General features: G+C 37.1%; 12 protein-coding genes. 7 read left to right on the forward strand and 5 right to left on the reverse strand.

Annotated elements, in window-relative coordinates; all coding sequences use genetic code 11:
- Positions 1 to 2 precede the first annotated feature (2 nt).
- Positions 3 to 803, reverse strand: coding sequence for an inositol monophosphatase family protein (locus BHECKSOX2_RS02395; RefSeq protein ID WP_139682304.1), 801 nt, complete (start codon positions 801 to 803; stop codon positions 3 to 5).
- Between the two features lie 14 nt (positions 804 to 817).
- Here BHECKSOX2_RS02395 and BHECKSOX2_RS02400 point away from each other — a divergent pair, with 14 nt between their 5' ends.
- Complete coding sequence (locus BHECKSOX2_RS02400; RefSeq protein ID WP_139682305.1) at positions 818 to 1564, forward strand: RNA methyltransferase; 747 nt, start codon at positions 818 to 820, stop codon at positions 1562 to 1564.
- Between the two features lie 101 nt (positions 1565 to 1665).
- The gene (locus tag BHECKSOX2_RS02405; RefSeq protein WP_139682306.1) at positions 1666 to 2085 is read left to right on the forward strand and encodes a hypothetical protein; all 420 of its coding nucleotides are present in this window, start codon (positions 1666 to 1668) and stop codon (positions 2083 to 2085) included.
- Between the two features lie 238 nt (positions 2086 to 2323).
- Here the strand turns inward: BHECKSOX2_RS02405 and htpG are convergent, their stop codons facing one another.
- Positions 2324 to 4174, reverse strand: coding sequence for a molecular chaperone HtpG (gene htpG, locus BHECKSOX2_RS02410; protein WP_139682307.1), 1851 nt, complete (start codon positions 4172 to 4174; stop codon positions 2324 to 2326).
- 65 nt (positions 4175 to 4239) lie between these two features.
- Between htpG and BHECKSOX2_RS02415 the strand changes: the two genes are divergently transcribed.
- Together BHECKSOX2_RS02415 and BHECKSOX2_RS02420 are read left to right on the forward strand one after the other, a co-directional pair.
- Positions 4240 to 5115 (forward strand): tyrosine recombinase XerC, encoded by an 876-nt coding sequence (locus BHECKSOX2_RS02415; RefSeq protein ID WP_139682308.1) that lies wholly within the window; start codon positions 4240 to 4242, stop codon positions 5113 to 5115.
- Positions 5112 to 5645, forward strand: a complete 534-nt coding sequence (locus BHECKSOX2_RS02420) for an L-threonylcarbamoyladenylate synthase (protein WP_139682309.1) — start codon at positions 5112 to 5114, stop codon at positions 5643 to 5645. Before BHECKSOX2_RS02415 ends, BHECKSOX2_RS02420 begins: the two co-directional genes overlap by 4 nt.
- An 8-nt stretch (positions 5646 to 5653) precedes the next feature.
- On the opposite strand, the gene BHECKSOX2_RS02425 is transcribed toward BHECKSOX2_RS02420, so the two are convergent.
- A complete protein-coding gene (locus tag BHECKSOX2_RS02425; protein WP_139682310.1) occupies positions 5654 to 9085 on the reverse strand; it encodes an NACHT and WD40 repeat domain-containing protein in 3432 nt (1143 codons plus the stop codon).
- A 197-nt stretch (positions 9086 to 9282) separates the two neighbouring features.
- Between BHECKSOX2_RS02425 and hemF the strand changes: the two genes are divergently transcribed.
- From hemF to BHECKSOX2_RS02440, 3 genes are all read left to right on the forward strand, one after another.
- A complete protein-coding gene (gene hemF / locus BHECKSOX2_RS02430) occupies positions 9283 to 10200 on the forward strand; it encodes an oxygen-dependent coproporphyrinogen oxidase (RefSeq protein ID WP_425356604.1) in 918 nt (305 codons plus the stop codon).
- On the forward strand, positions 10190 to 10411 hold the full coding sequence (locus tag BHECKSOX2_RS02435) for a sulfurtransferase TusA family protein (RefSeq protein ID WP_139682312.1): 222 nt from the start codon (positions 10190 to 10192) through the stop codon (positions 10409 to 10411). Before hemF ends, BHECKSOX2_RS02435 begins: the two co-directional genes overlap by 11 nt.
- 212 nt (positions 10412 to 10623) lie before the next feature.
- Positions 10624 to 11007 (forward strand): transposase, encoded by a 384-nt coding sequence (locus BHECKSOX2_RS02440; RefSeq protein ID WP_180323623.1) that lies wholly within the window; start codon positions 10624 to 10626, stop codon positions 11005 to 11007.
- Between the two features lie 329 nt (positions 11008 to 11336).
- Here the strand turns inward: BHECKSOX2_RS02440 and BHECKSOX2_RS02445 are convergent, their stop codons facing one another.
- Both BHECKSOX2_RS02445 and BHECKSOX2_RS02450 read right to left on the reverse strand, forming a co-directional pair.
- Positions 11337 to 12158, reverse strand: coding sequence for an RsiV family protein (locus BHECKSOX2_RS02445; RefSeq protein ID WP_139682314.1), 822 nt, complete (start codon positions 12156 to 12158; stop codon positions 11337 to 11339).
- A 368-nt stretch (positions 12159 to 12526) separates the two neighbouring features.
- A partial coding sequence (locus tag BHECKSOX2_RS02450) for a transposase (protein ID WP_139682469.1) occupies positions 12527 to 12857 on the reverse strand: 331 nt, incomplete at its 5' end.

Genomic DNA, 12857 nt, shown 5'->3' on the forward strand with positions numbered 1-12857 from the left:
TTTTAGCGCTGTAAATCAGCCGTTAAATGTGGATGAATGGTTTTTAAAATAGCTTTAAATACTTGTTCATTGCCAGCCACAACATTGCCAGTCTCTAAATACTTATCACGACCCGAAAAATCCCCTACAAAACCACCTGCTTCTTTAACCAAAAGCACGCCAGCGGCAATGTCCCAAATGTTAAGCTCAATTTCCCAAAAGCCATCTAAGCGACCTGCAGCCAAATAAGCCAGATCAAGTGCAGCAGAGCCTGCACGGCGAATGCCTGCCACTTTTGGATGAATTGCCTTAAACATATCAAGGTAAGCATCTAGATGTTGCGGTGCTTTAAAAGGAAAGCCTGTGCCAATCAGTGTGTTTTCAAAACCGCGGGTATTGGTAGTGCGAATCCTTTGTTCGTTAAGATAAGCCCCTTGCCCCCTTGAAGCGGTAAACATTTCTTCTTTAAATGGGTCATATACCACAGCGTGCGTGGCTTCATTGTCTTCGTATAAGGCGATAGAGACGCAGTATTGCGGGAAACCATGCAAGTAATTGGTGGTACCATCGAGTGGGTCAATAATCCATTGAAAGCGACTATTGCCTAAAATTTCGCCATTTTCTTCACCCAAAATACAATGATCGGGAAAGGCGTATTTCAACTCGTCTATAATAGCATCTTCAGCGGCTTTATCAACTTCAGAAACGAAGTCATTGGCTGCTTTATTTTCAATCGTTAAAAGGTCAATTTGATTGTGGTATCTCAAAATGATGTCGCCAGCTTTTCTGGCAGCTTTAATGGCAATATTAAGCGTAGGATGCATGATAAAAGGCAAAAATGAATAAAGAAGCGAATTATACCCAACCCTTTGACAGGGTGCGTGTGGTTATGGTTAATACCACTGAGCCGGGTAATATTGGTGCGGCTGCCAGAGCGATGAAAAATATGAACTTATCGCAGCTGACTTTGGTCAATCCACAAGGTTACCCGTCAGCAGTTGCTACCGCTAGAGCGAGCGGTGCAGATGATGTGTTGTCTAATGCGCTAGTCTGTGAATCCTTAGAAGAAGCTCTACAAGGCGCACATTTGGTGATTGGTGCGAGTGCGCGTCAACGCAATATTAAATGGAGGCAAATGGATGTCGTGGGTGCTTGTAGTGAGATTCAAAAAACAACCTCAGTTGAAAACCAAACCGTAGCAGTGGTCTTTGGTACAGAAAAATATGGGTTAACTAATGAAGAGTTGGATTTATGCCAAATACTCATGACCATCCCGGGTAATCCCAATTATTTTTCTTTGAATGTGGCTTCCGCCATTCAAGTCTTTGCTTATCAAAATTATGTTTATAACACCACAACGCAGTTTGAACAGAGTAGTAACGAGATTGCCAGTTTTAACGAATTAGAAGGTTTTTACACCCATCTTGCTCAAGTACTGGAACACATAGACTATTTTGAAGAAAAGCGCCCTAAGGCGCTTTTAATGCGCAGACTGCGTCGGTTCTTTGGTAGGGCAGAACCTGAGAAAGAAGAAGTGGCAATTTTTCGTGGTATTTTAAGAAACATCAAGCCGTTTGAGAGATAACAAAAAAAAGAGGGCTTGAAGTTTAAATAAATTATAAAGATTTTATAAAACTCTGTAATTACTGATATACTGGGACTTCTATTTAATAGCCAACTGGTTGCATGAAATTTATTTTAATATTTATGAGCGTCTTGCTATTAATTTCTTGCACTAAAACTAAAACCTCATATATTTATAAGAGTAATTATAAAACACAACAAGAATATTATAAGGATTTGAGTGGGTGTGAAGTTGCATCTAACTCTGTTGGTTTGCGTTATAATCCAACTGTAAATGTATATAATTCTTACAATAGTAATAGTGGCGGATTATCCAATGCACTTACAGAATACACAAAACTCATGAATAAACAGTCCAACTTGCGATTAGAGCAACTACAATTAGAAAGAATGCAGATAGAAAAAACTTTATTAAAAAATAATTGTATGCGTGGAAAAGGCTGGAATATTGTAAAACAAACATATAAAGTAAATAGATTTACTGGAGAAAAAGTTATAGACGCTAAAAAATTTCATAAATAGATGAATGAAATTGCTAGAGAATGGGAAGAAATATAACAGGAAAGAATGTGAATAAAAAATAAGATGATGCTACCCTTTTATTCAGTAAATTCATTTTACTTAATGACTATAAAAACACCTAACAAATCACTACACCTGACCGCTGACGCATCAGGTGAGTTTGGGCATTAGAGTTGATTAAAAACAAAAAAAAGCCCGATAGTCTCGGGCTTTTTTTTGTTTTAGATATTGAAATAGATCACTTAATTAGTTTATTCATGCGTTTAACAAATTCCGCAGGCTCTTTAAGCTGTCCGCCTTCGCTTAAAACTGCTTGGTCAAACAATACCTTAACAACATCTTGACTAACTTTAGTCTTAAGTTTTTTCACCAATGGGTGTTGTGGATTAATCTCAAGAATAGGTTTAGTCTCAGGCACATCTTGACCGAGCGATTTCATAATGCGCTCCATATTACCACCCATCTCATTTTCATCAGCGACCAAACAAGAAGGGGACTCACTCAAGCGGTTAGAGATTTTGACTTCTTTAACTTGATTTTCAAGAATTTTGCCCATTTTTTCGACCACTTTGTCAAAATCTTTAGCAGTTTTCTCTTTTTTGGCTTTTTCTTCTTTAGAATCTAAATCTTCTAAATCGCCTTTGGCAATTGATTTCAGTGGAATACCATCAAATTCTCCAAAATTACTGACCATCCATTCGTCAACACGGTCAGACAGGAGTAAAACTTCAATGTCTTTTTGGTTGAAAATTTCTAGATGTGGTGAACCTTTAGCACTCTCATAAGTTTCAGCGGTAATGTAGTAAATGGCTTTTTGGTCTTTTTGCATGCTTTTAACATAGCATTCAAGTGTTGCTGTTTGTGTGGCATCATCACTTTTATTAGTGGCAAAGCGTAGTAGTTTGGCGATTTTATCTTTGTTGGCAAAATCCTCAACCACGCCTTCTTTCATGACCATGCCAAATTCTTTCCAAAAAGTGGCATATTTTTCAGGTTTATTTTTTGCCATCTTTTCTAGCGCTTTCAAAATACGACTGACTGAGGCTTTGCGAATGGTATCAACGACTTTGTTGCCTTGTAGAATCTCTCTAGAAACATTCAGCGATAAATCAGCAGTGTCAATCACACCTTTGACAAAACGCAAGTAAAGTGGCATTAATTCATCGTTATCCTCCATAATAAATACGCGCTTGGCGTAGAGTTTAATGCCACCTTTGCGCTTAGGCTCCCACATATCAAAGGGTGCTTTTGACGGAATATAGAGTAGTGAGGTGTAGTCTAAGTTGCCTTCAACACGGTTGTGTAGCTGTGTGAGTGGCGCTTCAAAGTCAAAAGTCAGCGACTTATAGAACTCATCGTAATCTTCTTGTTTAAGATCAGCTTTGTCTTGTGTCCAAAAGGCATTGGCTTTATTAACGGCTTCATATTCGATATCCTTGCTCTCTTCTGAGTGCTTAATCATCATAATCGGCACAGTAATATGGTCAGAATATTTACTGATAATGCCGCGTAGACGGTGTTCATCTAAAAATTCAGCCTCGTCTGCTTTAATGTGTAAGGTGATAGAGGTGCCAAAATCAGGGCAATCAACCTTTTCAGTAGAGTATTTACCCTTGCCATTTGATGTCCATTGCGTGCCTTTTTTGCCTTTAGTGCCTGCTTTTCTGGTGACAAGTGTGACTTTATCGGCAACGATAAAGGCGGAATAAAAACCCACGCCGAATTGACCAATAAGATTGGAGTCTTGTGCTTGTTTTTCATCTAAACCTTTAAGGAATTTTTTAGTACCAGAATTGGCAATAGTGCCGATATTTTTATTAACTTCAACCTCTGTCATACCAATACCATTGTCAGTAATAGTAATGGTTTTTTTGTCTTTATTAACATCAATATAGACGGCTAAATTTTCCTTGCCTTCAACCAAAGAATCGTCCGAAAGTGTCTCAAACTTAAGTTTGTCAATCGCATCAGAGGCATTTGATACCAACTCTCTAAGGAAAATTTCTTTATTTGAATATAGAGAATGAATCATTAAATCCAGTAGTTGCGAGACTTCTGTTTGAAAAGTATGTGTTTGTTTTTCTGCCATTTTTCTATTCCATGTTATGCGTTAAAATATATCAATATGGGCAGAATGGTAAAATTCAACTAAAAATGCAAAAAGAAATTGAAAAATTTATTGCGTATTTAAAAATTGAGCGTAACTATGCGCTAAATACACAGCAAGCATACGAAAAAGACTTGTGTCAGTTGTTAGAATTTTTGCGTGAAAAAGGTATCGCTAATTGGAGTGATGTAACCACAGAACATCTAAATTTATTAGTCATGAAAATGCGTCATCATGGCATTAGTGGACGCAGTATTCGCCGTCATTTGTCTTCTGTGCGTGGTTTTTTAAGCTATTTATTGTCTCGAAAAATCATACCAAGCAACTGCGCTTTGGGTTTACAAACACCCAAAGTCAACCAAAACTTACCAAAAACGCTAGATTACGAACAAGTTGTAATGTTAGCAACACCAAGGTCACAATTAGCTAGGGAGCTACGAGATGTTGCGATTGTTGAGGTGCTTTATTCTTGCGGACTTAGGGTGTCAGAATTGGTCTCATTAGATATAGATTCAATCGATAATACTCAGGGCTTCTTGCAAGTGACGGGTAAAGGGTCAAAAATGAGGCACACACCACTGGGCAACCCAGCACAAAAGGCGATTACAAACTACTTGCAAAAAACAAGTGTTACGCAGGGTGCTTTATTTTTAAACAACAAGATGCAAAGAATAAGCACTAGATCTGTGCAAGAAATGATTAAGAAGCGTGCGCTGGAAGTTGGCATTAAGGTCGGTGTGTATCCACATATGTTACGCCATGCAGCGGCCACACATTTTCTACAATCTAGCCATGATTTACGCAGTGTGCAAGATTTTTTAGGGCATAAAAGCATTAAATCAACACAGGTTTATACACACCTAGACTTTTTAGAATTATCCAAGGTGTATGACAAATTTCACCCTCGCGCTAAAAAACTATGAATTTTCAAACACGATACGCAGCAAAAATACTGAGTGTTGGCGGAGTGATTAGCAACCCAACAGACACCGTTCAAGGTTTAACCTGCCTGCCTTATGAAAAATCTATGCAAAAAATGTTGTGGCTTAAGCATAGAAGCCCTGCAAAAGGCTTGATTTTGCTTGCCAGTGATCTGCATTTCTTTTATCCGTATGTAGAAGACACGAGCTTATTGGCGCAAATAAAGTTGCAAAAACACCCCACCACTTATTTGTTCAATGCGCATCATAATACCTCAAAATTGATTACAGGCATTTTTAAAACAGTGGCAATACGCTTAACCGATAATGCGCTGATTAGCGATTTGTGTCAACAATGTCAAAGCCCTTTGGTTTCAAGCAGTGCCAATATTTCTGGCTACAAAACCGCAACTAGCCTACTGTCATTAACCTTGAATTTTCACCAAGAATTGGATTTCATCCTGGCGCCACGACACGGTAATTTCCAAGCCTCACACATTATCAATGCCCACACGCAAGAGAGGGTTAGGTGAATGTTTTTTTAAATTTCTAAATTGCGTGACTCACTTAACACAAAACTTGCATAGTCATCAATGGACAAGGTTTGTACGCCATTGCTAAAATTGAGTGTTTGCCATGCTGTATCTGTGGCTTGGATTGCAGTTAAGCGTTCATCGGTAAAACTTAGACGATAGCCACTACCCCATAAGTGTTGTAATTGCCAAGCGGGCTGAGATTGAGGTGAGAGTTGCCAAATACAAATTTCTCTTGAGGTAGAGACAATCTGTTTACCATCTGGGCTGAAATTTGCACTCAAAACCTTATCCGTATGCCCAATAAAAGTTTGCAAACAATTGCCACTCAAGTCCCAAAGTTTAAGGCTGTTATCCCCTGAGGTAGAGACAATCTGTTTACCATCTGGGCTGAAATTTGCACTCCAAACCTCACTCGTATGCCCAATAAAAGTTTGCAAACAATTGCCACTCAAGTCCCAAAGTTTAAGACTGTTATCAAATGAGGCAGAGACAATCTGCTTTCCATCTGGGCTGAAATTTGCACTCAAAACCCCATTCGTATGCCCAATAAAAGTTTGCAAACAATTGCCATTCAAGTCCCAAAGTTTAAGGCTGTTATCCCCTGAGGCAGAAACAATCTGTTTGCCATCTGGACTGAAATTTGCACTCAAAATCCCACTCGTATGCCCAGTTTGCATAAATTCCAACCTTTCAAATTTAGCGGATGATTTTATGGTGTTAATCTTATGCTGTTCCTTGTAAATATGCCAATCCAATTGTGCAGACAGTTCTGCGTGCTGGAATGACAATTGGCATTGTGTTAATGTCCATTGATACAAACCTGAGGTTAGCACCGAGTCTGATTTTAGTTTAAACCCACTATGCAGCGCTTGTATTTGACTGTGACGCCAAATAGATTTATTTAAATTACTGACTGTTAAGTACAATTCGCCAATCGTTACTGCCGTCCATTCACTGGCAGATAATTCTGTGGCGTCAATGACAAGGCGTTGGCAGTTTAAGCCAAAAACGCTTATTTTTTGCAGTTTTAGTTGACTTAATTGCACTACTTCAAACACTGGCATAGCTAATTGGTGTTTGTGCATTGTGCTGACCATGTCCAGTGCTAAGTGGGCAACAGGCGTTGTGCTTTTTTGTGCCAAAGTTTGGATTAGCGCTTGATGTAATTGAGTGATTTCTTTATCAGATAACAAAACAATACCATCTAAAATAAATTGTCGGGTTAGAGCGGAAATGTTTCCAGTTAAAGTTATTAAGCTTGATTTTTGCCATGTTTTGGTTAATTTCTGAGCAATAAAAAACTCTTGCATTGAGCTGTGTGTAAAGCCAAAATCTGCCGCTGCAAAACGCACCAATAAAGTTGAATTGCGTAAATCCTGCTCTAATTCTGCATGGCTGATTTTTTGGTATTGCGCCTGCACCTCTTGATGTTGCTGTAACCAGTCTTGATACCAATCATTTAAGTCATCAATGGGCAAAACTTGCACCTTTTTTTCCCATAAATAATAAGCCAGATCTTGTAATAGTGTCTTTTTATGGCGTAGGTTTAATACATGTTTCTCATCATCTCTTCTGAGTGTATCCTCAATCAGTGCTTGATAGAGGCTGGTTGAATTAATATGTTTGAGTTGTTTTAATGCTGGCAAGCTAGAGGCGATTTTACTCAGCAGAAAAGGGCGACTTGCCAAGCCTGATAAATAATGATTGTCGTTAATAAATTTAACAACAAGTGTACTATCCTTTTCACCCAGTTGTTTTTTTAACATTGATTGAATTTGTGTTGAATTAAAAGGTAGAATTTCCACCGCACGATAATCCTGTTGTGCGGAATTGTCTCTGCCTAAGCCACGAAAAAAACCACTTTGCGCTTTTAAATCCTCAAAATGATGACTGCGACAAGAGAGGATTATTTTAACTTTTGAATCCCCACGATGAGCCGTATTGGGGAATACCCTCATCAATTCTGCTAAAAACTGCTGACGCATATCCTTAGTATAATGCACCAATTTTTCATCCAAACCGTCAAAGATAAAAATCAAATTACCATCTTGTGCTTTCTGAATAAACGCTTGTGCATCGGCTGTTGTGTTTTGCCGTCTTAGAACGCTCTGTATTATCTCTTCCAAATATGGTTGACGCACAATATGGTTATCCGTAACAAAGGTGGGCGTATTGCGTAAATCAATATAAAACGGCTCAATAGCCCCCGCTTTTTCCGTGAGTTTAGCGGATAGAATACGACAACTAAAAGTTTTCCCCATGCCGTAATCGCCCAGTAGGGCATAGATGGATTGTGAGGAGTTTTTAATCCAATCTAGCATGTCGGTGATTAGATCCACTTTAATGTTTGTGTCTGTTTCGGTGTTTTTGTTTGATAATGCTTCACTTTCGGTGGACATTGAAATGATTCTTGCCGAGCTATCTTGATGATTTTTTTTGAAGTATCTATTGTCCGAAGGAGGGCTTATTACACCTGTCTTTTGCGCTTTCTGTGGATTGTTTTTGGGTTTATTTTGGTAAAATTTTTGTAAGCCTTTAATAACTTTATCAACAAAAGCATTTTGCCTCTCACTCTCAGGGTTACAATCAGCAAAAAAATCACCAGATCCATCGTTTAAGTAGCACACCTGTTGTTTCAGAATATGCGTTGTATCCAATTCTTTACTTACTTTGTTAAAAAAAACATCAACACTTGATTTTTTACCATCTATTCTTGTGTCTAAGCCAAATAAAAACAAAGCCTTTTTATTTAAAAAGTGAGGTATTTCTTTTTCTACAATATATTTACTTTCTAAAAATTGTTGCGATAAGGCGCCAAGTCCAATATCAGATGTATTTAAATTTTCTTGAATTTGCTCCTCAAATGTTGAGCCAGCATGCAATTGCTTCATTGTCCAAATTATCACTTTTTTACCATTAATATCAGGTTTTTTTTCTTCAAATAACCGCTTAAAGTTTTGAGCATCGTTTTCGTTGTCCTGACTGTAACTCATAAAAATCTTAATCGCATCTTTATCAGTGGCATCTTTGACGGTATTAGGTTCAAAATTTTCATCGTTATATTGACAATTTTTCAAAGGCTCAATCTTCGTTGGCTCATAACCCACTTTTAATTGCAATTTCGCTTTTGCTTTCCGCATTTTGTTGGCCTTGAGGGTGTTCACTTCAATGGAGTTGAGTATTTTTTTTTCTTCAGGATTCATTTCAGGGTCTTCAGTAAGCCGACCAATTGCATCCAATATTCGCTTGATAAAGTTGCGATAATTCGCCTCTGCATCGGCTGCTGTTGTAAAAATTTCTGCTAATATCGTTTGCTTGTCAATATAGCCATTTTCATCCATCATTAGCAACAATCGATTGATGTTTTTAGAATCGGTTTTACCCAATTCATTCTGTTTTAAAAAAAACTCAAAACCCCTTGTAATTTTTGCTTGCATTTTCCCTTCTAATTAATTATTTAAAATCCATGTAACAACAACGATGGCAATAACAGTGAATTTATAGTTACTAATGCCAGCGAGTGTATTAAATATTTCATGAAATGTTTTCATATTAGATATTATTATAACAATATTTTTTTTATACATTTGTATAATTGCAATTTAAACAAAAATTTTCACCAAGTTTTAGTATAATGAATTTCATGATTAGTCAAGTAAAAACCTATTTATTGGCGCTACAAGCTAATATTTGCACACAATTAGAAGCCGTTGATACTAAGGCGAGCTTCATTAAAGATAAGTGGCAAAAGCCTGACAACAAAGGTGATGGGCTAACTAGAGTACTCACCAATGGTAAAGTATTTGAACAAGCAGGGGTGAACTACTCAATTGTGCGTGGCAATGATATGCCAGCTTCAGCCACTGCACTTAGGCCTGAGCTAGCAGGGCGTCGTTTCACTGCTTTAGGGGTGTCGTTAGTGATTCATCCGCACAACCCTTATGTGCCAACTTCACATGCCAATGTGCGTTTTTTCTTAGCAGAAAAAGATGGTGAAGACCCGATTTGGTGGTTTGGTGGTGGTTTTGATTTAACTCCTTATTATGGCTTTGAGGAAGACTGTATTTTTTGGCATCAAAATGCTAAAGATGCTTGCACACCGTTTGGTGATGAGGTGTATCCAAAATATAAAAAATGGTGTGATGATTACTTTTATATAAAGCACCGTGACGAACAACGCGGGATTGGTGGTTTGTTCTTTGATGATTTGAATGAAGGTAGTTTTGAGCAGTGCTTTGCTTTTATGCAAAGCGTGGGTAATAGTTATATTAAGGCTTACAGACCCATTGTAGAAAAACGCAAAGACAGTGAATATGGTGAGAGAGAGCGACAATTTCAGTTATATCATCGTGGTCGCTATGTGGAGTTTAATTTGGTGTATGACCGTGGCACACTGTTTGGTTTACAAACAGGCGGGCGCACTGAGTCAATCTTAATGTCCTTGCCGCCAAAAGTAGCGTGGGAATATCAATACCAGCCAAAAGCAAACAGCCCAGAAGCCAAACTATACGAATACTACCTCAAACCACAGGACTGGATTAATGCAAACTAATTTAGATGTTAAAAGATTGCTCTGCCCCATGCCCGTCATTCGATTGGGGGAGATGATTGAGAAAATTGATATAGGTGACACCATTCAGATAATTGCCACCGACCCTGGGGTTTTGCATGATATACCTGCTTGGTGCAAGGTGCATGGGCACAAGGTGCTTGCTTGTGATGAAAAAACTAATGAGATTATTTTAATGGTGGAAAAAATATAATTTTTTTAGAAGACTTTACTTTAAACCTAAAAAAGATTGTTGACATGAAAAATAGCAGGTAGAATTGGAAATTAGTATCCAGTTTACTGGGGAAATTTCATAATACAAAACCCCAGCGTAAGTAAAATATTTACAAAGTCTGGAAACTTTTAGACATCTATGTCGATGAGGCAAGACTCAACCAAGATTTAAGCGGTATTGATACCTTTGGCTTGGATGAAACCAGTGTTGCCAAAGGGCACGACTATATCACCCTATTTGTTGATTTATACAAAAAGGCAGTGGTGCATATTAGTAATGGTAAGAGCGCCAAAACTGTGCATGATTTTGTGGCAACATTAGAACAACAAAATGGCAACAAAGAGCAAGTTAAAGCTATTAGTTGCGATATGTCCCCTGCTTTTATTAAGGGCGTATGTAAGGCGATGCGTATGCGTGAGACCTTCCAGAAAATTTATCAAGCCCCTGATATGCAAACCTTTAGGCACTTGCTACAAAAATGGTATCACTGGGTTAGTCAGTGTAGTTTGCATCCAAGCACTACCCGCTTGTTTTTAACAAGAGCCCACTTGAGCGAACTATTTTCTAGTGGGTAGTGCTTGGATGCAATCCATTAATCCTCTTTTGAGCGATGGCATACTCCTACATGGAAAAATGAGATAGGTGGTCAAGTCTCTTGGCGAATACTTCGTTAGAAACTTATATGCAAAATCCAAAGTGGTTTGACTTAGAGCACCCTGAAACAGACAGAGGATGTTTTGATTGCCATATATATAATCCTGAGACACTAAATGGACTTCATTTGAGTCATATATTCAATGTAGAAAAAGATTACGGAGCTTGTACTTTTGATGCGAAATTTTTAACGATATTTGATTTTAAGAATCTACTATTATGATAGTAAAAGGGGCGCCACTCCTTTATTTTATTGAAACAATTCTTTTATTTTGGGTGATAAAAATTCAGATAAATCTTTAAACGGTATAAGTATTTTAACAATGCCTTCTGATCCTGGCGCTACCTGATATTTGTCAAAAGAAATTAGTAAACCTTTTTGAGTCAATACCACACTATCAAAGTTTTCTTGCTTAGGGGTGGTACCATCTTCGATAAATATATTATTTTCTTGTGGGTATTTTTTATGTAATTTTGTACGGGAAATTTCTGACAATGTTGATAAATATGTGTCATTAGAGAAAAAATCTGACAAATATATTTCCTTACCGCTAGCTCTGTGGAATATTCTAGAGGAAATGCTGTCATTTCCACTGCCACCAGTATTAGTGTGTTGGTTAAATACAAATGCAATGTAATCTTCTGATACAAAAGAAACATCAAAATGTTGAACATAATTAGTGATAAATGTTGCTGCTTCTAGATTAGTTTCCGCAACATATTTCTTATAGTTACTCTCTTGCTTTTTTGCTTCCTTATAAAATTCATCAATAAATTTTTGACTGAGTTGTTGAAGGGTTTTATTAATAGTTTTATTTTGTGTCACAGGAGTTACAACGAGGATCGTAGATCTACCCTCGTTGAACTGATCTTTTGTGGTGTTTACCGAAATGCCCTTATATTTTGTTTCATCATGCCAAATAATTTGTTTAGCTTGGTAATTATCTGTTAACCCTATTTCTCCAATATTATTTTTGCTTAATAACATCCAAATCGTACCAATCAATGTGGCAGCAAATATAGGGATGATAATTTTTAAATTTAATTTATTTGAGGCTTTTGTATAACGCATAATTTTTCATCTTAATTTCAATTTTTATATTTTTTCAAAATTACCTGTATTTTTCATAAAATCAAAAAAAACTTATTTTTACCAACTGTTTTTTTACTTTATTCTTCTATTTTAAAACAAAAGGATGGCGTCCTCTTTATGTCTTTATTGTTTTTTAGTGCAAAAGTCCCTGACAAATTTTTTTAACTGTTACAGTAATATTTTTTTAGAGACTTTTGCATAACTCATAATTCTCCACCCTAATTTCAATTTTTGGATTTTTTCAAAAATATTTTCAAAACTACCTGTATTTTTTCATAAAGTCCAAAAAAAACCTTATTTTCCCAGCTGTTTATTGCTTTATTTCCCTATTTTTAGTCCTCTCCCACTCATTGGGCGTAACAATCCCCTAGACTTCGCATTTGTTTAAAAATATTCATCCCAGTTTTAAGATTGTAACTCATAACAATAAGCTGCTCTCTAGTTTTGTTTCTTTCTAATCCAAGGTATCTTGCCTTGGCTAATCCATGATGTTGTTTGAGTAAGCCAAAAGTGCGTTCAACAATATAGCGAATGGATGATCGTTGTTTATTCTCTTGTTTTTGCCTGTCTGTAAGTGGTGTATTTCTGTAAGCCCTGTGTAGAACTTTGTTATTTTGTTTACCAAGTTTTTCATCGTTTTTCTTGTTAGCATAAGCACTATCGGCATAAACTTCACCA

The sequence above is a fragment of the thiotrophic endosymbiont of Bathymodiolus puteoserpentis (Logatchev) genome, from assembly GCF_900127505.1.
In the GTDB taxonomy this organism is placed as follows: domain Bacteria; phylum Pseudomonadota; class Gammaproteobacteria; order PS1; family Pseudothioglobaceae; genus Thiodubiliella.